Source organism: Bradyrhizobium sp. B124, from assembly GCF_038967635.1.
Taxonomy (GTDB): Bacteria; Pseudomonadota; Alphaproteobacteria; order Rhizobiales; family Xanthobacteraceae; genus Bradyrhizobium.
In genome coordinates this window covers 4348875-4368114 of record NZ_CP152413.1, presented here as the reverse complement: position 1 = coordinate 4368114, position 19240 = coordinate 4348875, and the positions used below count along the sequence as shown (strand labels likewise).

Here is a 19240-nt window from a genome sequence, read left to right as displayed (position 1 = left end):
TAGTCGTCACCCGCGTGTCGCGTTAGTCCAAACGCGTGTCGCAATAGTCCAAATGTTCGGACGCAAGTGACGCCAATCAAAGACGTTTTGGCGTTTCGTCGCGTGCGCGCCGGAAATGTATCGCATCAGCAATCCGGCCAACAAAAAACAAAATCCGGATCGAAGGAGGGCGCAGCTGTGGCAAGGTGCGAATGATCTCACGACATGCCCGCCGCCGCAGCCGTCTTTGCCCTCCGATTGTCTTCATCATCGAGGATCGATCCGTGATTAAGGTTTTTCGCCGCTCGTTCGTTGCCGGCCTGCTGTCGCTTGGCCTGGCGTTGCTGTCACTTCATGGCGCCCAGGCGCAGGCGCAAGCGCAGGGGACCGACACCATTCTCGTGCTCGATGCATCCGGCTCGATGTGGGGCCTGGTCGATGGGCAGAGCAAGATCTCGGCTGCGCGACAGGCGGTCGATGCCATCCTGTCGAAATGGAATCCCGCCGATCGTCTCGGCGTGATGGTCTATGGCCATCGCTCGAAGGGTGACTGCAAGGACATCGAGCTGATGGTGCCGGTCAGCAAGTTCGATCCGGCGAGGATCAAGGCCGCGATCGACGGCATCAACCCGAAGGGCAAGACGCCGATCTCGGGTTCGCTCCGTGCCGCCGCCGAGGCGCTGCACTCGACCGAGAACAAGGCCAATGTGATCCTGGTCTCCGACGGGATCGAGACCTGCGCGCCGGATCCGTGCGCGGCCGCGGCCGAGCTGAAGAAGGCCGGCATCGGCTTCACCGCCCATGTCATCGGCCTCGACGTCGCCGACCCCGCGGCGAAGAGCCAGCTGCAATGCATCGCGCGCGCGACCGGCGGCGTCTATCTCGATGCCGGCAACGCCGCGAGCCTCACCGGCGCACTGACCAAGGCGGTGGCGGCGACGCAAGGCACCAAGGTCGCAAGCGAGGCGCCGCCAAAGCCGGCGGCCGCCGATCCGTATCTCGGCAAGAACCTCCGCGGCGTGGCGCGGCTCGCCGAAGGGCTCGATCCGATCAGCGACGAGGACGTCAACTGGGGCGTCTACAAGCGGGCCGGAGGCGAGAAGGGCGAGCACGTCAACACCTTCTACGGTGCGCCGTTCGCCGACAATATCGCACCCGGCGATTACATCGTGGAAGTGAGCTACCGGCAGCTCAAGCGCGAGTTTCCGCTCAAGGTCGAGAACGGCAAGCCGGCCGCGCTCGACGTCATCCTCGATGCCGGCTACGTCACCAGCGAAGGCTCGGTTGCGGGCGGGGCTGCCAAGGTCGACGACGTGGTCTGGCAGGTCTCCGACAAGGGCGGCAGACTGGTCGCGCAGGAATACGACGCGGTGCCGCGCTTCGTGCTCGCCGCGGGCAATTACACACTGACGCTGACCAAGGGGCAGTCGAAGACCAGCAAGCCGTTCGCGGTCGCCGCGGGTGACTCCAGCAACGTCCAGCTCACCCTCGACGTCGGCAAGCTGATCGTCACCACCACCTATGCCGAGGGCGGCCCCAAGGTCGAGAAGGACCTCGTGGTCGCCGTGCACCAGCCGGCCAAGGCCGACGGTGACGAGGGCGAGAAGGTTGCGCAGGAATACGACGCCGAATCCAAGTTCGATCTGCCCGGCGGCAGCTACGAGGTGATGGTGACGGTCGGCGAGGCCAAAGGCACGGCGCGTGCGGAGGTGAAGTCCGGCGCGCCCACCCGGATCAACGTCAACCTCAACGCCGGCGTGGTCGGGATCAAGGCCGACGGCGCCCAGGAGATCGACATCTACGGTGCCGAGCGCGACATCAATGACGAGCGCAAGCGCGTCTCGGTGAGCTATGAGGCGACCACCAACGTCGCGCTCAGCGCCGGTGACTACGTCGCGGTCGTCACCTACGCCGACGGCCAGAAGGCGGAAAAGCCGTTCTCGATCGCCGCCGGCAAGCGCCAGACGCTGGAGATCAAGCAGTAGGGGCGCCGCTGCCCAGCGCCGCTCGCGCGTGAGGTGAGCACGCCTCTCAGGCTCCCTCCCCCCTTGCGGGGGAGGGTGGGGAGAGGGGTAAACCCCGGGCGAGATGTTCGAGTTGAAGGTCGGTCTTACAATCTCGACCGTATGGTGTTGAAGCGAGTTGAGTAGAGGGAGTCCATCGTGTGGCTACCCCTCTCCCCAACTCTCCCCCGCAAGGGGGGGAGCCCGTTCGCCGGTGCGTCCCTCACACAAGCGTGCGTGAGTGGAGACTATGTCTCCGCCTCCGCACGCCGCTCCGCCCGCACGGCATGCCGACAATTTGGGCAGACCGCCCGGCTAATCCCGTTCACCTCGGCCACATCTCCGCCTAGTCTGACAGCAGACGGAGGCGAAACAGCATGCGGGCGATCCTTGATCACTGCACGGGCGGGAGCAGGCGCAGCCTGCCGGCCGGCACGGATTTCATCGAGGAGGGCGGCCAGACAGGTCACCTGTTCGTGCTGCTCGAGGGCAAGGTCGAGGTCGTGAAGGGCGACAGTCTGGTCGCGGTGATCGACGAGCCCGGCGCGGTGTTCGGTGAGATGAGTGTTCTGCTCGACAGGCCGCACAGCGCAAAGGTACGCACGGCGTCCAACTGCGTCCTGTACGAATTCGACGATGCAGCGTCGTTCCTGCGGGAGCAGCCTGCGCTGGCGCTGCTGATCGCGCAGCTCCTGGCGCAACGGCTGCATGTCGCCACGACCTATCTTGCCGATCTGATGCATCAATATGCCGATCACGGCACCCATCTGGCGATGGTCAGCGAAGTGCTGCAGAGCATGATCAACCTGCCGCCGATGCAGGTCGCGCCAGGCTCGGATCGGCAATCCGATCCAAGGATGTGAGCCAGTCCGGCGCCTCGCCGAGCGGCGTTGCCGGCCGATGCAGGGTGGCGTTGAGATCGACGATCTGCGCGTCGCCGGCGGCGAGCCAGAAAACCTTCTCCTGGGCGAGATCGAGTACGATGTAGACCGGCGGCCGGCCGGGCTGCAGGCCGGTATTGAACACCCAGGTCGTCCCGATCCGGTCGAACCACGAGCCGTTCGGGATGAACGGCGATTGATGCACATGGCCCGAGATCACCATCTCCGGGTGGTGGCGTTCGATCCAGCGCAGCAGTTCGACGTCGCCGAAGAAGCGCTTGCCGCCCCAGCTGATCGGGGAATCCGCCGGCGGCGCGTGATGCACCCAGACCCAGCGGCGGTACGGAATGGCGGCTGCCTCGCGCAACTGGTCGTCGATCCGCGCCTTGACCATCGGGCCGTCCCACCACGGGCACACCGTGAACAGCGTGTCGCCGATGGTCAGATTGTCGCCGTCGCAGGCCACGCCGAATTCCCTGACGGCGGCGACCCATCGCGCAACCTTCTCGCCCTCTGCGTTGCGCTCGTCGAGGTCATGATTGCCCGAGCAGAAGATCACGCGCGTGAGGCCGGCGAGGCGCGCGAGGTATTTCGTGACGACGACGATCTGGGCGCGGAAATCGACCGCCGAGCCGAGGTTGAGCGCATCGCCGGCGAAGATCACCAGATCGAATTGCGGCGCGGCCGCCAGCAGCCAGTCGAACTGCGGCAATGAATAATGCAGGTCGGCGACGACGAGGCAGCGCATCCGCCAGATCCAGATGCCCGGAAAGCGGGCTGGGTTCGCGAGATAATGAATTTCAAACAATCGGAATTGCAGCAAGATTTATGCCGTGCCGCGCCGATCAAGCGCGACAGATTTTCGCAGTGCATTGGGGTTTACCCCTTGGAGAGGGGGCGGACCCGCCTCTCACACCCGCGCCGCGGCGTGGGAGAACACGATCTCGATCAGTGTGCCGGTGCGGCCGCCGGTGCGGATCTGGAATTTGGCGCGGTTGGCTTCGACCAGCGCCTTGGTCAGCGACAGGCTGACGCCGCCGGAGCCGGCCTGATCGGACGGCGTCGGCGCGCGGAACGGCTCCAGCGCCGCGGCGACCTCGTTGTCGTTGAGGCTCTGGCCGGTGTCGCGCACGCGCAGCATCACCTCGCCGAAATCCGACAGCGCGGTCGAGACGATCACCTGGCCGCCGGCATTGGCGAGATGGATCGAGTTGCCGATCAGGTTCAGCGTGATCTGGCGCAGCGCGCGGGCGTCGGCGACAACAGGCGGCAGCGTGTGCGCGAGCGAGGTGCGGATGATGATGCGCTCGCGATTGGCCTGCGGCTGCATGACAGCGACGCAGCTCTCCACCATCTCGTTGAGATTCTGGCTGGTGAAGGCGAGGTCGAGCTTGCCGGTCTCGATCCGCGACAGATCGAGCAGGTCATTGACAATCGCGATCACCCGCTCGCCGGAGGCGCGGATGTCCTTCATGTATTCGACATAGCGCTCGTTGCCGAGCGCGCCGAAGCGCTCGCCGATCATCACCTCGGAAAAGCCGATGATGGCGTTGAGCGGCGTGCGCAGCTCGTGGCTGATCCGCGCCAGCATGTCGGATTTGGCGTTCGCCGCGCGTTCGGCAAGCCGCCGCGCCTCGCGCAATTCGCCCTCGCTCTTCCTCGTCTGCGAGAGATCGCGGAACACGGCGAAGAAGTTCGGGCCATCGGCGCGGGTGCGGCCCATCGTCACCGACAGCGGGATGATGCCGCCCTGGCGCACGCGGCCGAGCGTCTCGCGGCCGTGGTCGAGCAGACTGGCGACGCCGGCCGACTTCACGCTCGTGAGATAGTCGAAGATGCCGTGCTGGCTTTCCGGCGCGAACAGGTCGGCGAGATTATGCGTGATGAACTCGTCGCCGTCATAGCCGAACAGCGCCTCCGCGCTGCGGTTGCAGGAATGGATGTTGCCCTCGGCATCGAACATGATGATGCCTTCGGCCGCGGTGTCGAGGATCGCGCCGAGCTCCTCGGCGTCGGCGTGGCCGGCCTGCGGCGGTAGTGGCGCAAGCACCGGCTCGGCGGCAGCCACGGGCTTGGGCTCGTGATCCGGATCGGACAGCGCGGCCGCGACCGCGGCGTCTTCGTCCAGCGTGCGTGAGAAGATCAGCGCCAGCGCGGAATCGTCGTCCCAGGTGATGGTGTGCAGCCGTGCCTCTGCGGACACGGACTGCGCGCCGTCGTCCGCGTTCTGGTTCGCGGAGATCGTCACCGGCGTGCCGGTGCCCGACGTGCTGCTTGCCTGCGAGACGCCGGGCTCGACATAGAGCGCGTCGAGCCCGCCGGCGGCTTCCAGTGCGTGCAGGCTGTCATAGCCCATGCGGGCGAGGAAGGCGTGGTTGGCATAGAGCAGGCGGTCGAGCCGGTAGATCAGGATGCCGACCGGCAAGAGATCGAGTAGCGCGCGGTCGCGCCGGGACTCTCCGCGCGGTGCGGGTTCCGTCGCGGCGAGCCAACCGGCCTTTGGCGCGTCGGCCGGCGTATCGAGCTGCGCGATCGCTTCTTGCTGCTGCGGCGCCTCCGCCTCCGGTTCGCTGGCGGGCGGCGCTTCGGCAATCGCCTCCGTGTCGGCGGGCTCGTTCGTTGTCGCGGTGAGGCCAGCCTCGCTCTCGAGCCGCGCCGACAACTGGCGGGCGAGCTCGTTGAAGGCGTTGTTCTCGACCGGCGTCAACGACGGCGGCCGCGTATCACCGGCAAGACGGAACGGCAGCACATTCTGCGGCGGGTCGTGGCGCACGTCGTTCGTTTCCTCCTGCGTTCCTCCTGTCGTTTCTTGCGGCGTTTCCACGGCGTGATCCGGATCGGCTTGGTGTGAAGTCTCTGCTGCGCTCGGCTCGGTCAATTCCTCGGGTGGTGCTGCGGTCGGGTCGGGCGGCGGAGCAACATCATGCGGCGCGGCGGGCCCGGGCGGCGCGGCGGTGCGCGGCGCCGGCGCGACATCGGCCGACAGCGATCGCGGCGCGATCGAGCCGCTGAAGAACTCATAGCGGCGCAATGCGGCGAGTCGCGCAAGCCCGTCGAGGTCGCGACAGACACCAAAGCCGCGGTAGCCGGCGAAATTCCGGTTGCGATCGAACACCGGCAGGCCGGACAGTTCGACCGGCAGCCGGCCGCCGCCGTCGACCGGCCAGTGCAGCGTGATGCCGCTCCAGGTGTCGCGGCTGGCGAACGCCTTGAGGACGCGGCCCTCGGGATCGAGGCCAAAGCTCTCGGCGATGTCGCTCCAGAGACGGCCGAAGCTTGCCGCGGTGTGCAGGCCGATCAGGCGGGTGAATTCGTCGGAGCCGAGCGAGAAGCGGGCCTCATGGTCCATCTGCCACATGAAGCGCAGCGGATGCCGCCGCACCGGCAGCGGCTCGTCGAGCCAGGATGGCGGCGGCACCGGCGCGAGCGTCGCAGGCGCCGGTTCGGCGGCAGGCGGCGGAGCCGACGCATCCGCGATCGCATAAGGCGAGGGCACGGCATCGGCCGGTGGCGCCGATGCTTCTGGAGTTGGCGCGTGTGCCGTCTCTTCGAGAGCCGGCGTAGGCTCAGCTGCGGGCGCTGCGACGTGTGCCGCAGCGGGCACCTCGATCAGAGCTTCCGATAGCGGTTCCTCGACCGCGGCAGGTTCGTCAGGCGTGGTGTCGAGAGGCGCGGTCTCGACCGGTGCTTGCTCTGCATGCGCCAGTTCGGCCGATGCGAGCGATGGAGCAGGGTGCGCGAGCGCTTCGACCTGTGCCTCAGCGGGCACTTCGATGAGCGCTTCCGATATTGGCTCCTCGACGGCGGCAGTTTCGTCTGGCGTGGTGTCGAGAGGCGTGGTCTCGACCGGTGCTTGCTCTGCAGGCGCCAGTTCGGCCGACGCGAGCGGTGGAGCAAGGTGCGCGGGCGCTTCGACCTGCGCTTCAGCGGGCACTTCGATCAGCGCTTCCGATATTGGCTCCTCGACGGCGGGAGATTCGTCAGGCGTGGTGTCGAATGCCGCGGCCTCGACGGGCGCGGTCTCGACGTGCGTCTCTTCCGACGCGGGAGATGGAGCCGCGCCCGTAGGCTCGGATTCAGCCGCGCTGGCGATCGGCTCGATCGCGATGCGCTCTTCCAACTGCGGGTCGAGCGCATCGAACAGCGTGAAGCTGGCCGGCGCTTCGCTTATGGGCGCGGGGGCTTCTTCACGCGCGGTTGGCGGTTCGACGGAGGCCGGTGCTGGTGGTGGCTCGACTGCCGCGGCCTCTTGCGGCGCTGCTGCGCGTCCCGGTGCTTCCGGTGCAGCCGTCTCCGGCGCAACCGGCTCGGGCTCGATCGGTGCCGCCGGTTTGGCGGCGAGATGCGCCGCGGGCTTGATCAGCGCGATCAGCGCGCGATCGGCGCCGTGGCCCATCCGCTGCAGCACGACGCGGCCGATCGCAACGCTCGCTGCCGCGCGGCCCTGCGCCAGCGCTTCGTCGCGCGCGGCATCGAGGCCGGCTTCGGTGAGATCGTGCAGGCCGGGCAGCGCACGCGCCGCCTCGTTGGTTGCGACCAAAAGTCCGTCGCCGTTGAAGGCGGCCGCCGGACGCGCCAGCCCCTGCACCAGCCGCAGCAAGCGCTCGGCGAGCGGCATGTTGCGGCCGATCGCATTGAGCGCGCTCATCAGGATGCCGTGGCTGCCGTCTGATAGCTCGATCCGCCTGCAGCCGCAGGTCGCGAGCATGCCGGGCGCCGCGCCAAAGCCGCGCAGCCGCTCCAGCCGCACCGCGCCGCCTGCGTCGAGGCTCGGGCCGAGCCGCGCGACCTGGCGGCGATGTGGATCGGCCGGGCCGAAGGCGCGCTTCGCCAGATCGGCGCCATTGGCAGCACCGAATACCTGCGCGCCGACCGGATTGGCCCACAGAATCCGTGCGCCGTCGGCCGACCACAGCCATGCCGGCAGGCCGCTCGTCGCATGGTCCGCCAGCCGCACGTCGCCGAGCGCCTGGATCTGGAATTCCGCGTCACTCATCACGCAAGATTTGACCGCATGGTTTGGCTTCTTCCTTAGCTTTGCCGGATCGCCGGCGGCCGCAGGACGACAGCCTTAACAGAAGGTTAGTATCGCAACTGGGGGGCGGCAGGTCCATGTCCGCGGTCAGGGTGCCCCGGCTTAAGCCGGGATAACGTTAACCTGGCTGAACGATCCACAGCCGTTTGGCGTTGTCGGTTAGAGAGAGGCGGCTGCGACAGCGTGTTGCGGAGCCAGGGCGGCACCGCGTCATACCTGCGATTGCAGTGCCACGATATGTTTTGCTGTCCAGTCTACCTTGTATTTTACCCTGGCCCGTAAGGCCAACCGGCGGGCCGATCACCAAGCGAGGGAGAGCGACCATGAGCGACAACGGGCGTGACCATTTCGAGATCCCCAAATTCGAGATTCCCAAGGACATGCGGTCGATGGCGGAGGCGAGCTTCGATCAGGCGCGCAAGGCCTTTGAGCAGTTCGTGACCAACGCGCGGGACACCGCCGGCAAGATCGAGGAGCGCAACGCCACGATGCGCGCCGGCGCCAAGGAGCTTTCCACCAAGGCGCTGTCCTACGCCGAGAAGAACGTGCAGTCGTCGCTGGACTACGCCCAGTCGCTGCTCAAGGCCAAGGACCTCACCGAGGTCATGCGGCTGCAAAGCGAATATGTGCAGGGCCAGATGCGCTCGCTCGCCGAGCAGGCCAGCGAGATGGGCCAGGCGGTCAGCCGCGCCGCGATGGATGCGGTCAAGCCCAAGAGCTAACCGAGAGCTGACGAAGAGCTGACGGAGTGTGGCAGGGCCCAACCCTGGTCGGGGCGCGGTAATCCCATATTCCGCCACATAAAAAATGTGGCGTTGCACGCGATCGTACGTTGCGTTGCACAAAATTGACATGATATGGGTGTTTATTAGGCGTGCCCGACGAATGGCACTCCCGTGAATCAAGGCAGCGTGATCCATTTCAACGTTCCCGGCCCTTGTGTCTCCGGGACGTCCGCAATGGTCACATCTACTCACCCGTTGCGAAGGATTACACGTATGACCAACCCGTCCGATCCGTTTTCCGCCTCGATCATCCCGTTCGAGGTTCCCGAGCAGATGCGCGCGTTCGCCGAAAAGGGCGTGCTGCAGGCCCGCGACAGCTACGCCAAGTTCAAGGACGCTGCCGAGACTCACAACTCGACGGTCGAGGCCGTGTTCACCTCGGTGAACAAGGGCGCCACCGCGTATTCGGCCAAGCTGATCGAGTTCTTCAAGGCCAACACCACCTCCTCGCTCGACTTCGCCCAGGAGCTGTTCAGCGTGAAGTCGCCGACCGAAGCGATCGAGCTGTGGACCTCGCACGCCCGCAAGCAGTTCGAGACCTACACCGCGCAGGCCAAGGAACTGGCCGAGCTCGGCCAGAAGGTCGCCACCGAGACCGCCGAGCCGATCAAGGCCAGCGCCTCGAAGTTCTACCAGCAGCCGGCCGCCTGATCTCGGCCAGCATGAGATAGCGGAAGGCCCGGGCCGATGCGGTCCGGGCCTTTTTGCTGGACGGGGCCGTGGAATGGCCCGAGATAAGAGCGGAAATCAGCCCGTTACGGCCTTGCCAAAGGCGGGCGTTGCACCTAGTTTCCGCCGAAATCGCCGCCCCCTTTTTGCGGGGCTGTGCGTCAGGATGCAGTTGTAGCTCAGTTGGTTAGAGCGCCTGTCTGTGGAACAGGAGGTCGGTGGTTCGAGCCCACCCAACTGTACCATCCACACCATCACCCAACGCGACGTCGCAAGTTCGGGCCATCGCAAGCTCGCCGCCTCCCTTGATCGCCGGTGGCGTGTCATCTCGCCTGCTTGCACTTCTGCGTGCGTTCACCCACACTCCACGAAACGACGCCTTAACGACGCCTAGTGACACCTTTGGGGGATGCATGGGGATCGCCGGTTCAAGGAGATTTTCATTTGCGTTAGCGCTCTCGATCGCCCTTGCAGCTTTGCTGCTGCCGGGCCGGGGTGAGGCTTACACGCCCGATCAGCAGCAGGCCTGTACGCCGGATGCGTTCCGGCTTTGTGGTCCCGAGATTCCCGATGTCGATCGCATCACGGCCTGCATGATCAGGAACAGGGCGCAGCTCTCGCCGGCCTGCCGCGTGTTCTTCCGCGCAGATCCCGACCCGCGCGAGGCGAGCGAGCGGCGGCCTGCGAAGCGGAAGGTCTCCAAGTCGCACAAGGCGAAGAAGTCCACCCACTGATCTTGTTCCCATCGCGCGCATGCGAGAGCCGCGAGCCCGGTGCGTTGTCTTGACGCGAACCGGTGTGCGCTGATCGCTCGGCGGCAATTTCAAGACCGTCATGCGCGACAGACTGACGCCTTGTGACGCTGTCACGCAGCATCATCTCTGGAGCTTGTGTTGTTTGCCAAATCCGTTTCGCGACGGAACGGATGGAGTGAGGCGCGTGAGCGAATACGACAAGCAAGAGATCGATCGGCACTTTGCCTGGTTCGAAGCCAAGCTTCCGGAAAGGCCGGCGCGCTTCGTCGCGTGGCTGCGCAAGCCGTCGTCGCGCTACGTGCGGATTCCGCTCGCGATCCTCCTGATGATCGGCGGCATCTTCAGTTTCCTGCCGGTGCTCGGACTCTGGATGCTGCCGCTCGGCCTCCTTTTGTTCGCGCAGGATGTCCCGTTCTTGCAGAAGCCGACGGCGCAATTGCTCGGCTGGATCGAGCGCAAGTGGATCGCGCGCCAGCGCGCCAAGACTCGCGCCAAGACTGCCGAAAAGCGCTAGGCGTGAGTCTTATCAAGCGCTTAGCGCTTCCATTTTCGGTTGTGTCATAAGTTGAGTGTGACTCAAAAAGCAGAATGCACCGGTAATCTTGGCCACTTTGCGGATTGCAAGAAGTTTCTTCTTTCGCGAATCAGCGTGCTGATTCATTTTCGCCTCCTGGGGTCAATCTGGAGGCCAACGTATGAACGTGATTGTTTTCGCTTCGCGTAAGGGGGGCTCGGGGAAAAGTACCCTGGCTGCTCACCTCGCCGCGCAAGTGCACAAGGCAACGAAGCCCTGTCTGCTGATCGACGCCGATCCGCAGGGCTCGCTGACGCTCTGGCATAAATTGCGCGGCACCAACGAGCCGGCGATCAAGACGGCGGTGAACTCGGTCAGCGGGATCATTGCTCAAGCCAAGCGCGACGGCATCGAGTGGGTGTTCATCGACACGCCGCCGAATTTGTCGGCTGTGGTCGACGACTCCATCAAGAACGCCACGATGGTGATCATTCCGGCGCGGCCCGGCGTGTTCGACGTCAACGCGGTGCAGGAAACGATTCAGACCTGCCGCTCGATGCGCAAGCCCTACGCCGTCGTGATCAACGGCGCGCCTGCGCAGCGTGACGGCGCCGAAAGCCGCATCGTCGCGATCGCGCGTGAGGCGCTGGCGAAATTCCGCGCTCCGGTGTGGAGCGGCCAGATCACCAACCGCGCAGACCTTCTGATGGCGCTCGGCCAGGGTGAAGGCGCGCGCGAATATTATGCGGAAGGCCGCGCTGCCGCGGAGATCAATCGGCTGTGGGCCGCGATCGAACGCTCGATCAAGGCGATCCGCGGCACGGCGTCGGCGTCCGGCGCGATGCACAAGCAGGCGGCGTAACAACGCCGCTTTGGTTCGAACTGGAAAGAAACGCGCGGCACTCGCGCGTTTTTTGCGTGAGCGTCATTGCGAGCGCAGCGAAGCAATCCATTTTCCCGCGCGTGCGGAGCAATGGATTGCTTCGTCGCTTTGCTCCTCGCAATGACGGAACCGGATCGCTACGCCACCATCAGCAGATAGAACGCGATCACCGGCGCCAGGGTCAGGATCACCGACCAGATGCCGACGGCCCAAAGAATATCCTCGGTCGTAAAGCCCGGCTCACCCGGCCTCACGGCAATAAAACCATTCCTCGAATTCACGACGCCCCCGCGTTGGTCTTAAGCGCAATGCGGAGACTGATACGCGAGCGGTTTTAAGATCCCGCTCGGAATTTCGCTGGCATTTGCGGGCGGGTGCTACTTCGGATTAACCACAGCCCGGGCGGGCCGCATCCGGCGGGAGGGCGAAAGCCTCAGTGCATGCCCCCGTCGCGATCGCGGATCGCGCCGAGATGCTCGTTGATCCGGAACACGATCAGGATGAACTCGGCGGCGATGCGCGACAACACGATGCCGACGAAGATGCTCGCGATCGACGCGAGCAACTGGATGAAGCCGACGAACGGGCTGATCGCCATCGCGGTGAGGCTCCACAGGATGCCGGAGATCCCGAACAGCACGATGACCGCGATCACCAGCCAGTAGAACGTCTTGATGATCGTGGGCGTGATGAAGCGGTCCCACTGAAACAGATCCTGGAAATCGAACATCATGGTTCTCCCGGCCAGCCGAAATATGATTCGCGTCTCGTTCATCCTACTGCGTCACCCCCGGCGTGATCACTTCGTCCCGGCAGCCTGCGCAGCAGGCGTCGGTCAGGACGAGGCGTTTCGCCGGGCCAATGGTTCGGGGCGGCGCCAAAGCGCCTCCGCACCCAAAGGGATCGATACCGCAGAAGCCCAATCAGTCTCGCCAAGCCAGGCCCGGGACCGGGCGCCGGCAGTCCAGGGGCGAGCTATGCGAGTGGGCTGGTTGTGATTGCTGCAAATAACGGCCACAATCGGGCTTCCCTCCAGCATATCCTCACCCAATGACCACGCTGACCTTCGAAGACTTCAAGCCCGGCCGTTTCGGCACGTTCGGCCCGCGCCACGTTTCGCGCGAGGAAATCCTCGCCTTTGCCGCCGAATTCGACCCGCAGCCGATGCATCTCGACGAGGAGGCGGCGAAGAAATCCATGCTCCGCGGCCTGTCGGGCTCGGGCTGGCATCTCGGCTCGCTGATGATGCGGATGATGTTCGACGGCTTCATCGGCCGCACCGCATCGCTCGGCGCGCCCGGGGTCAACGAGATGCGCTGGGTGGCGCCGCTGCGTCCGGGCGACGATTTGACGCTGGATGTCGATGTCGTCGAAGCGCGCGTCTCGAAGAGCCGTCCCGAGACCGGCATCGTCACCTTCAAGAGCACGATCCGCAACGCGCGCGGCGAGATGCTGTGCGAGATGGAGGCGCCGATCATGATCGGCCGCCGTGACACTGCGAGCGCATAGGAGACATCATGCGCTTTTTTGAAGACATGGAAATCGGCGCCCAGCGCGCGTTCGGCTCATTCACCTTCACCGCCGAGGACATCAAGCGGTTTGCCGCGCAGTTCGATCCGCAGCGCTTCCATCTCGACGAGGAGGAGGGGCGCAAGTCGCTGTTCGGCGGGCTCGCCGCATCGGGCTGGCACGTCGCCAGCGTCTGCATGAAGCTGCTGGTCGCCGACGGCAAACGGCTTGCCGCCGAAGCCGCCGCGCGCGGCGAGACGGTCGCGGTCTGGGGGCCTTCGCCGGGCTTCCGTGAGCTGCGCTGGATCCGCCCGGTGCTGGCCGGCGACACCATCAGCTTCACCAACCAGGTCGAGACCAAGCGAACGTCCGAGAAGCGGCCGGAATGGGGCATCATTCAAGCCCGCAACACCGGCGTCAATCAGCGCAATGAGGTGGTGTTCTCATTCCTAGCGACCGCCTTCGTGCCGCGCCGGAATCCCGGTTCCTGATGTTGCCCCAGCACCTCTGATGTTGCACGGACGCCATGGTTGGCAGCTACTTCTGCTGCCGACGTAGTTGTGCGTTGCGTGGAACTCATTTTTTGCTAACGCATTTTGAACCTTTATCCCTGCCTTATGGCCGGGGCACGAGCACTTGAGCGAGCACTTGGGCCGAACACCTGGGGACGACTATGGCAGATCGCAGCGCGCTGAAACTCGTCGGCATTATCTTTGCGACGGTAACGGTTGTCGTGATGCTGGCCACCGGAATGGTCGTGAAGGGCTTTGCCGACGGCAATTACTCCTTCGAGACCACTGCGAGCATCGACCGCTGATTGACCGTCTGTAATCCACGGCGCTCGAGCGAGCGCCGGGGCGCGCATTTGCGCTTTCAATGTGACCGGTCGGCAGGCTGGGTCACACTTCTCCCGATCCCGATACTTAACGATTCCAGATCAGCACCATCACGACGGTCGCGGCTGCCAGGATGCCGAGGAACCGGATCATGATCGTGCCGATGCCCTGCTGCGGCTGGCGCAGCGGTATAGGATCGGCGGCGTTATCCGGCCGGACGCTCTGCATGAATTCTCTCCAAATGGACGCCCCGCCAAGGCGCGGTCCGGACGCGAATTCCGGGTTGGACGCGGGCTCGGCATCTCAAGCTCAAATCGGCTTCTGCAAGGATTGACGCCGCGGAGTTTACACCGCGCTGAATAACGAATCGTTCTGCGCTGGATCGGCCCGCGCAAGACGAAGCCGCCGCCCCCTGTTCGGGAGGCGGCGGCCATCAGTCTGGAAAACTGATCGGGATCAGCTGTTGCGCAGGCCGTCGGCGGCGCGCTTCCACTGCGAGACGTTGTCGGCGATCATTCGCGTCGACTTCATCGCGGCCTGGCTGAGCTGGGCATAGCCGGAGATCTCGCGCTGGACGCGCTGGCCCTCGGCATGCAGCAGGTCGCGCAGGCTCTCGAGCTCGCCGATCAGCTTCTCGATCTCGGCGAGCGAGGTGCCGGCGACGCGCTGGATCAGCGAGTTGACGTTGCTGACGGTGGCATCGGTATTGGTGTCGGTCGGCGCAGTCTCCGGGCTCGCCACCGGGCGGCGCAGATAGGCGATGTCGTTGCGCACGAAGTCGCGGATGCCGGCTTCGACTTCCGAGACCGCAGCAAGGTTGGAATCGACCTCGGAAGTCGTTTCAGCGGCTTCCTCGGTACGGTTGGTGGCGTTCATCGGCTTTCCCCTGGTTCGCAATAGCGAAGCGCGGCTTGTCCCCCGCACGACGAATTGATGAAGTTACGGACCTATCAGTGCCGCCGAATTTGACCGCATCTGGGCCAAGTTGGGGCAATGCCTGATCATTAGCGCGACAGGGCTAACAGATCGTTCACCATGAGCGCTTGTAGCCGGCGCCGATGCTCTTGTTGATCGTGCCCTGGGGGGTCTCGCCGACCGAGCCGGAGACGGTGACGCCGTCGAACAGCTTCTGCTCGGCGCCGACCCGGCGCAGCCATCTGTCCTCGGCGGTCGACAGCGTCTGGCCGGCGGTGATGCTGGTGCCGGTGTCGGTCACGGACAGGCGCGCAGACTGATCGGTGTCGTAGCTGCGCGACGGATTGCCAATGATGCCGGGCACCGGGACCACGCCCTGCTGGATCAAATTGTAGCCGCTCTGCAAGGTCAGCGAATACTGCTCCGACAGCGGCACCGATTTGCTGAGCGAGGTGCCGACCTTGCTCTGGTCGGCGCCGGGATCGACCCGCGCCTCGACCGAGGTCTTGTCCCAGATCGAAGCCACGCCACCCGCCGAGACCGAGGCCCAGGCCGAGCCGCCGGATTGCGGCAGGCTGCCGCCATTGGCGAGCCGCTCCGACAATTGCTCCGACGTCGTGATCGTGCCCTGCTTGGCGACCGTCATGTCGGCGCCGATGCGGGTGTCGAGGAACGGCGAGATCGACTGTTTGACCGACACCGCCGACGAGCCGTTGGCGTTGTTGTTGGTCGACCAGGACGGATCGTTGCCGGCGATGCTGCTGGGTTTGGTCGCACTCTTCGGCGCCAGCGTGGGCAGGCTGGTGGAGTCGGTATCGAGCTGGCTCCAGTCGAGCTTGCTCTGGTCGATGTCCTTCAGGATGTCGGCGTCATTGGCGTCGGCCGCCGGCGGCGCCTCGTCGGCCGCAGCCTCGGCGTCATCAGCGGGGGCGCCTTTCGCGCTGTCTTTCGCGATGTCCTGGGCGGCGGGAGCGATCGGCCATGGTGAGGTCTGCGCCGTGGCCGAAAGCGCTATCGCCACGCTGAAGCCGGCCGCCAGCACCGGCAGCCTTGCCCAGCCAAATCGTGATGTAGAAGTCATTCCCAGCCCGCAGATTCCAGCGCCGCAACATGCGGTTTTCTTGGTGCGAAATTGTGGCAGCGCAGCGCTTCAGGCAAGTGAGAGCCGCGTGATCGCCTAAGTGATCTCGCCCAAGTGATCGGCTAAGTGATCGTCATGTCCGGGACAAGCGCGCGCATGCGCAAGGCTCCCCGCGCGGCCGGTTCGGGGCTGGTAAAACCGGCCGCGTCCCGCCCGGAGCGCCGAACACGCGAAGACGCGCTTCGCGCTCGAGCCCGGACATGACGAAGGCGTGAAATCGTGGGTCCGTCAGACCGCGATGCGCGGCAGATGGATCGGGTAGCCGACGGTCTGCTCGACCAGGTCGAAACTGTCGACCAGCACGCGGAAGCTCGTGAGCTTGCCGGCCTTGAACTGCGCGAAATGCGCGATCCTGAGCGAGATCGGCTTGTTGGAGTCCAATGCCGTCAGCGAATAGCGCAGCATCGAGGCGGCGGAATCCGCGCCCAGCATGATGGACTCCCGATCGAAGCGGTGAACCCTCAGGTTCTCGCCGATCTGCCTGATCACCTCGAGCACGGCGGCCTTGCCGCGGCGCGAGCCGAAAAAGGAAAACAGGTCGATCGGCCCGTAGATGGCCCATTCGACCTCGTCATCGAGCAACGGCTCGATGTCTGCAAGCTGGCGTTCGTTGATCGCGCGATGCAATGCGCGCGAAAAACGCCAGAGGCTGTGCTCTGTCATTTTGGTCTCGTCCTGAAACTGGATTTTCAAAGCAAACGAATGGCAGGCGGTCAGCGTCGACGCCCTGCCAGGTTGCTGCACGTCACTATTACCGCCTCAAATAGGGCGGAGCGGCCAAAACGCAAATGACTTTTTTGCAATGCACAATTGCGCCGGTTTTGACCGGAATGTGACCGTCCGTCTACAGCACCCCGTTCCAATGGAATCGGAACGGGGTTCTGGATTCCAGTTTTGGCGCGTTTTCTTCACGCGAACCGGCATCCACTTCGTTCGAAAACGCTCCGTAATTCAGCGGTCGCGCTGCCGCAGCGGCTGCCGCTCGATCACGATCTCGGCGTCGCGGATCGCCACCACCGCGAACAGCAGCGCGCCGCCGATGCCGCCGATCGCGGCGCCGAGCGGCATGAAGGTGAAAAACACCAGCGTTCCGCTGTCGAGACCTGAGGTTTTGGCCAGCCCGATCCAGGTGAGCCCGGCTCCGATGCCGAGCGCGGCGCCGCCAAGGGCGCCCAGTGCAAGGCCAAGCACAGCGAGCAATGCGACTTTCATGGTGATTTCAGCCCCGACCGCAACAAGCCCAGTGATAGGTCAGCGCCGGGCCTTCGAGGTTCAACGTCGGCGGGGACGAATTTGCGGGGGGGGGGGCGTCGCCATGCGTTGCCCGGCCTTCCGGGAGCTATTCCGCGTTCTGCCCGGTCAGCGCCGCTGCGACATCACGCTCCAGCACCTGCTGGACGAGGTCGAATGTGTCGATGATCTCGCGGATCTCGGTGATCTTGCCGTCGCGCAGCGTGTAGAACACCGCGACGTCGAACTGCACGACGCGGGCGTTGTTGCGCTTGCGGAAGAACACCCGCAGCTGGGCCGCGACCTTGTCGCCTTCGGCCACCACCATCGGCGCCTCGTAGCGCATGTCGGAATAGCGCTCGTGGATCGTGGTCCACATCTGGCGCAGCGCGGCCTTGCCGCGGTGCTGGCCCATATGCGGAAGAATGTCGATCGGGGCGTTGGCGAGAAACGCGACGTCGTCACTGCAGCGATCGAGCGCGCCCTCGATGCCGCCGGCATAATAGACGTCGAGGAAGTTCAAGACGCGTTGCCGGTTCAAATCCTCGCCCATATTCGACTCCGCCGGTTCAGTCCGACTCGCCTTCGACTGGCCCTGGCCCGCATTGTGAACCGAAGCGTTCCACTCTCAAACATATGTTTTGACGCACGAGACGCGATCAGGTTCGGCAACCCCAACGTGCATTGCGGCACAACATGCGTGCGGTTGCTCCGGGGTGCCATCCCGACATGGCAAGAAACTGAACTGATGAAACTGAACTGATGAAAATGAACTGATCGCGTCTCGACGACGTGAAGCGCGCGGGGGCAGGTGGCCGCGAATTCATGAGAACTCCCCGGACGTTTCACGTTGGCCCTGAAGCGGCGGGAACCGGCGGGGCGGCTCAGCCGTTGATCCCAGAGAATTCCATTGGAGCCGTATCATGAAATCCCTTCTTCTCGCGTTCGCCATTGCCGTTAGTGCGCTTGCCGCAACCTCGCCCGCCGATGCCAAGGGCTGCATCAAGGGTGCGGTCGTCGGCGGTGTCGCCGGCCATTATGCCGGCCATCACGGCATGCTCGGCGCCGCCGCCGGATGCCTCTACGGCCGCCATCATGCCAAGGAGCAGGAACGTCAGCGCCAACAGCCGCAGGCGCAGCGCTCGCAGCAGGAAAAGCTGTAAGCTCGGTTGCGTGAAGTCCCAGGTTCCGGGAACGCCGCCCGCACGGGCGGCGTTGTCTCGTGCGTACCGGAGACGATGATGACGAAACCGCTGAACAAGAACATCCAGCCCGTTCCCGACGACAACAGAAGCCACAAGGGCCCCGGCAGCGCCCCCAGCGTTCCCCTCGACACCACCAAGGGCCATCGCGACGACGAGAAGCACAACATCCGCGAGCAGGCCGCGCACGGCAATCTGATCCAGAACACCAGCAACAAGCGGTCGGGGTAGGGCGCGAGAGGCGGTCGGGCAGGCCGAGAGGTCGCGGCATATTCCACCGTCGTCCTGGCGAAAGCCAGGACCCATAACCACAGGGTTGTGTTGTTGCAGCGAGTTGGGCCCCCAGCGTCGCTCAACAATGGGCAGTCGGGGTAATGGGTCCCGGCCTTCGCCGGGACGACGCGGGTGGAAGTCCCGTTTCCGGCGTGACGTGCATCACGCCGCAGGCGCGGGCGCGCGGCTAGCGTGGCGGCATCGGATCACCCGATTGGGAAGGGACCGCCGCCATGAATGCCATCGCTGCACCGAAATCATCCGCGCAGAACCGGCTCGAAGGCTTTGCGCTCACCGCCATCCTCCAGGGCCTGCCGACCTTCGCCGCCGCCGTGCTGGTGCTGAAGATCTTCGGCGCCCCGGAAATCGTCGGCGAACGCTATGGCGCCGCGATCTACGTCGTGCTCGCCTCGCTGGTCTATGCCGCGATCACGCCGTGGCTCGCCGCCAAATTCCCGCAACGCTTCGTGCACATCCACGCGCCGATGTTCTTCGACGCGAACCTCACGATCTCCGAGAAGATCGCGCAATGGCGGAGCCAGCCGGGCGTCTCGCTGCAACTGATGACCACGATGATCATGATGTCGCTGCTGGCGGTCGCGGTCGTCAGCGTCGGTTGAGCTTGCGCTT

General features: G+C 64.9%; 23 protein-coding genes and 1 tRNA gene. 14 read left to right on the top strand and 10 right to left on the bottom strand.

All coding sequences use genetic code 11. The features are described from left to right. The first annotated feature begins 263 nt into the window (after nucleotides 1–263). A complete protein-coding gene (locus AAFG13_RS21050; RefSeq protein WP_342713209.1) occupies nucleotides 264–1964 on the top strand; it encodes a vWA domain-containing protein in 1701 nt (566 codons plus the stop codon). A 395-nt stretch (nucleotides 1965–2359) separates the two neighbouring features. Then, nucleotides 2360–2845 (top strand): cyclic nucleotide-binding domain-containing protein, encoded by a 486-nt coding sequence (locus AAFG13_RS21045; RefSeq protein WP_212316272.1) that lies wholly within the window; start codon nucleotides 2360–2362, stop codon nucleotides 2843–2845. On the opposite strand, the gene AAFG13_RS21040 is transcribed toward AAFG13_RS21045, so the two are convergent. Together AAFG13_RS21040 and AAFG13_RS21035 are read right to left on the bottom strand one after the other, a co-directional pair. Then, a complete protein-coding gene (locus AAFG13_RS21040) occupies nucleotides 2784–3611 on the bottom strand; it encodes a metallophosphoesterase (protein ID WP_342713208.1) in 828 nt (275 codons plus the stop codon). The two genes, AAFG13_RS21045 and AAFG13_RS21040, sit on opposite strands and share 62 nt — an antisense overlap. A 162-nt stretch (nucleotides 3612–3773) precedes the next feature. Next, the gene (locus tag AAFG13_RS21035; protein WP_342713207.1) at nucleotides 3774–7859 is read right to left on the bottom strand and encodes a PAS domain-containing protein; all 4086 of its coding nucleotides are present in this window, start codon (nucleotides 7857–7859) and stop codon (nucleotides 3774–3776) included. 362 nt (nucleotides 7860–8221) lie between these two features. Here AAFG13_RS21035 and AAFG13_RS21030 point away from each other — a divergent pair, with 362 nt between their 5' ends. The 6 genes from AAFG13_RS21030 (at nucleotide 8222) to AAFG13_RS21005 (ending at nucleotide 11483) form a co-directional block, all read left to right on the top strand. Continuing rightward, nucleotides 8222–8620 carry a phasin family protein gene (locus tag AAFG13_RS21030; protein WP_212316267.1) on the top strand — a complete coding sequence of 133 codons (399 nt, stop codon included), beginning with the start codon at nucleotides 8222–8224 and terminating at the stop codon, nucleotides 8618–8620. 276 nt (nucleotides 8621–8896) lie between these two features. After that, nucleotides 8897–9334 carry a phasin gene (locus AAFG13_RS21025; protein WP_212316266.1) on the top strand — a complete coding sequence of 146 codons (438 nt, stop codon included), beginning with the start codon at nucleotides 8897–8899 and terminating at the stop codon, nucleotides 9332–9334. A gap of 186 nt (nucleotides 9335–9520) precedes the next feature. After that, a tRNA-His gene (locus tag AAFG13_RS21020) sits at nucleotides 9521–9597 on the top strand. Nucleotides 9598–9765: 168 nt separating this feature from the next. Further along, nucleotides 9766–10086, top strand: coding sequence for a hypothetical protein (locus AAFG13_RS21015; protein ID WP_342713206.1), 321 nt, complete (start codon nucleotides 9766–9768; stop codon nucleotides 10084–10086). Between the two features lie 196 nt (nucleotides 10087–10282). Beyond that, nucleotides 10283–10621 (top strand): hypothetical protein, encoded by a 339-nt coding sequence (locus AAFG13_RS21010; RefSeq protein WP_342713205.1) that lies wholly within the window; start codon nucleotides 10283–10285, stop codon nucleotides 10619–10621. Between the two features lie 181 nt (nucleotides 10622–10802). Beyond that, a complete protein-coding gene (locus AAFG13_RS21005) occupies nucleotides 10803–11483 on the top strand; it encodes a ParA family protein (protein WP_021081815.1) in 681 nt (226 codons plus the stop codon). A 158-nt stretch (nucleotides 11484–11641) separates the two neighbouring features. Here AAFG13_RS21005 and AAFG13_RS21000 read toward each other — a convergent pair whose 3' ends face one another. Both AAFG13_RS21000 and AAFG13_RS20995 read right to left on the bottom strand, forming a co-directional pair. Continuing rightward, nucleotides 11642–11785: a hypothetical protein gene (locus AAFG13_RS21000; protein ID WP_171947763.1), complete on the bottom strand. Its 144-nt coding sequence runs from the start codon at nucleotides 11783–11785 to the stop codon at nucleotides 11642–11644. A gap of 152 nt (nucleotides 11786–11937) precedes the next feature. Further along, nucleotides 11938–12234, bottom strand: a complete 297-nt coding sequence (locus AAFG13_RS20995) for a DUF4282 domain-containing protein (protein WP_092126096.1) — start codon at nucleotides 12232–12234, stop codon at nucleotides 11938–11940. Between the two features lie 320 nt (nucleotides 12235–12554). Here AAFG13_RS20995 and AAFG13_RS20990 point away from each other — a divergent pair, with 320 nt between their 5' ends. The 3 genes from AAFG13_RS20990 (at nucleotide 12555) to AAFG13_RS20980 (ending at nucleotide 13830) form a co-directional block, all read left to right on the top strand. Further along, complete coding sequence (locus AAFG13_RS20990; protein WP_212316264.1) at nucleotides 12555–13013, top strand: MaoC family dehydratase; 459 nt, start codon at nucleotides 12555–12557, stop codon at nucleotides 13011–13013. Nucleotides 13014–13021: 8 nt separating this feature from the next. Then, a complete protein-coding gene (locus tag AAFG13_RS20985) occupies nucleotides 13022–13504 on the top strand; it encodes a MaoC family dehydratase (protein ID WP_097673100.1) in 483 nt (160 codons plus the stop codon). A 182-nt stretch (nucleotides 13505–13686) separates the two neighbouring features. Next, on the top strand, nucleotides 13687–13830 hold the full coding sequence (locus AAFG13_RS20980; RefSeq protein ID WP_016841369.1) for a hypothetical protein: 144 nt from the start codon (nucleotides 13687–13689) through the stop codon (nucleotides 13828–13830). A 106-nt stretch (nucleotides 13831–13936) separates the two neighbouring features. Here AAFG13_RS20980 and AAFG13_RS20975 read toward each other — a convergent pair whose 3' ends face one another. The 6 genes from AAFG13_RS20975 to AAFG13_RS20950 form a co-directional block, all read right to left on the bottom strand. Next, nucleotides 13937–14077 carry a hypothetical protein gene (locus AAFG13_RS20975; protein WP_173640867.1) on the bottom strand — a complete coding sequence of 47 codons (141 nt, stop codon included), beginning with the start codon at nucleotides 14075–14077 and terminating at the stop codon, nucleotides 13937–13939. 228 nt (nucleotides 14078–14305) lie between these two features. Beyond that, nucleotides 14306–14725: a hypothetical protein gene (locus AAFG13_RS20970; RefSeq protein ID WP_092117486.1), complete on the bottom strand. Its 420-nt coding sequence runs from the start codon at nucleotides 14723–14725 to the stop codon at nucleotides 14306–14308. 154 nt (nucleotides 14726–14879) lie between these two features. Beyond that, nucleotides 14880–15845, bottom strand: a complete 966-nt coding sequence (locus AAFG13_RS20965) for a hypothetical protein (protein ID WP_342713204.1) — start codon at nucleotides 15843–15845, stop codon at nucleotides 14880–14882. A gap of 288 nt (nucleotides 15846–16133) precedes the next feature. After that, a complete protein-coding gene (locus AAFG13_RS20960) occupies nucleotides 16134–16568 on the bottom strand; it encodes a nuclear transport factor 2 family protein (RefSeq protein ID WP_171947760.1) in 435 nt (144 codons plus the stop codon). A gap of 288 nt (nucleotides 16569–16856) precedes the next feature. Continuing rightward, the gene (locus tag AAFG13_RS20955; protein ID WP_097673103.1) at nucleotides 16857–17117 is read right to left on the bottom strand and encodes a hypothetical protein; all 261 of its coding nucleotides are present in this window, start codon (nucleotides 17115–17117) and stop codon (nucleotides 16857–16859) included. A 127-nt stretch (nucleotides 17118–17244) separates the two neighbouring features. Then, entirely contained in the window at nucleotides 17245–17688 is a 444-nt protein-coding gene (locus tag AAFG13_RS20950) for a nuclear transport factor 2 family protein (RefSeq protein WP_342713203.1), read from the bottom strand. A 370-nt stretch (nucleotides 17689–18058) separates the two neighbouring features. Between AAFG13_RS20950 and AAFG13_RS20945 the strand changes: the two genes are divergently transcribed. From AAFG13_RS20945 to AAFG13_RS20935, 3 genes are all read left to right on the top strand, one after another. After that, a complete protein-coding gene (locus tag AAFG13_RS20945) occupies nucleotides 18059–18298 on the top strand; it encodes a hypothetical protein (protein ID WP_212316261.1) in 240 nt (79 codons plus the stop codon). Nucleotides 18299–18376: 78 nt separating this feature from the next. Continuing rightward, nucleotides 18377–18568 carry a hypothetical protein gene (locus AAFG13_RS20940; RefSeq protein ID WP_249132196.1) on the top strand — a complete coding sequence of 64 codons (192 nt, stop codon included), beginning with the start codon at nucleotides 18377–18379 and terminating at the stop codon, nucleotides 18566–18568. 275 nt (nucleotides 18569–18843) lie between these two features. Next, nucleotides 18844–19230: a hypothetical protein gene (locus tag AAFG13_RS20935; RefSeq protein ID WP_342713202.1), complete on the top strand. Its 387-nt coding sequence runs from the start codon at nucleotides 18844–18846 to the stop codon at nucleotides 19228–19230. Nucleotides 19231–19240: the final 10 nt, after the last annotated feature.

Excerpts from the sequence above, each read along its gene's own strand:
- AAFG13_RS21030 (WP_212316267.1), top strand. The coding sequence starts at position 8,222 with ATGAGCGACAACGGGCGTGACCATTTCGAGATCCCCAAATTCGAGATT.
- AAFG13_RS21015 (WP_342713206.1), top strand. The coding sequence starts at position 9,766 with ATGGGGATCGCCGGTTCAAGGAGATTTTCATTTGCGTTAGCGCTCTCG.
- AAFG13_RS21035 (WP_342713207.1), bottom strand. The coding sequence starts at position 7,859 with ATGAGTGACGCGGAATTCCAGATCCAGGCGCTCGGCGACGTGCGGCTG.
- AAFG13_RS20995 (WP_092126096.1), bottom strand. The coding sequence starts at position 12,234 with ATGTTCGATTTCCAGGATCTGTTTCAGTGGGACCGCTTCATCACGCCC.
- AAFG13_RS21025 (WP_212316266.1), top strand. The coding sequence starts at position 8,897 with ATGACCAACCCGTCCGATCCGTTTTCCGCCTCGATCATCCCGTTCGAG.
- AAFG13_RS20955 (WP_097673103.1), bottom strand. The coding sequence starts at position 17,117 with ATGAAAGTCGCATTGCTCGCTGTGCTTGGCCTTGCACTGGGCGCCCTT.
- AAFG13_RS20960 (WP_171947760.1), bottom strand. The coding sequence starts at position 16,568 with ATGACAGAGCACAGCCTCTGGCGTTTTTCGCGCGCATTGCATCGCGCG.
- AAFG13_RS20970 (WP_092117486.1), bottom strand. The coding sequence starts at position 14,725 with ATGAACGCCACCAACCGTACCGAGGAAGCCGCTGAAACGACTTCCGAG.
- AAFG13_RS20965 (WP_342713204.1), bottom strand. The coding sequence starts at position 15,845 with ATGACTTCTACATCACGATTTGGCTGGGCAAGGCTGCCGGTGCTGGCG.
- AAFG13_RS20945 (WP_212316261.1), top strand. The coding sequence starts at position 18,059 with ATGAAATCCCTTCTTCTCGCGTTCGCCATTGCCGTTAGTGCGCTTGCC.
- AAFG13_RS20975 (WP_173640867.1), bottom strand. The coding sequence starts at position 14,077 with ATGCAGAGCGTCCGGCCGGATAACGCCGCCGATCCTATACCGCTGCGC.
- AAFG13_RS20990 (WP_212316264.1), top strand. The coding sequence starts at position 12,555 with ATGACCACGCTGACCTTCGAAGACTTCAAGCCCGGCCGTTTCGGCACG.
- AAFG13_RS20980 (WP_016841369.1), top strand. The coding sequence starts at position 13,687 with ATGGCAGATCGCAGCGCGCTGAAACTCGTCGGCATTATCTTTGCGACG.
- AAFG13_RS21005 (WP_021081815.1), top strand. The coding sequence starts at position 10,803 with ATGAACGTGATTGTTTTCGCTTCGCGTAAGGGGGGCTCGGGGAAAAGT.
- AAFG13_RS20950 (WP_342713203.1), bottom strand. The coding sequence starts at position 17,688 with ATGGGCGAGGATTTGAACCGGCAACGCGTCTTGAACTTCCTCGACGTC.
- AAFG13_RS20940 (WP_249132196.1), top strand. The coding sequence starts at position 18,377 with ATGACGAAACCGCTGAACAAGAACATCCAGCCCGTTCCCGACGACAAC.
- AAFG13_RS20935 (WP_342713202.1), top strand. The coding sequence starts at position 18,844 with ATGAATGCCATCGCTGCACCGAAATCATCCGCGCAGAACCGGCTCGAA.
- AAFG13_RS20985 (WP_097673100.1), top strand. The coding sequence starts at position 13,022 with ATGCGCTTTTTTGAAGACATGGAAATCGGCGCCCAGCGCGCGTTCGGC.
- AAFG13_RS21040 (WP_342713208.1), bottom strand. The coding sequence starts at position 3,611 with ATGCGCTGCCTCGTCGTCGCCGACCTGCATTATTCATTGCCGCAGTTC.
- AAFG13_RS21045 (WP_212316272.1), top strand. The coding sequence starts at position 2,360 with ATGCGGGCGATCCTTGATCACTGCACGGGCGGGAGCAGGCGCAGCCTG.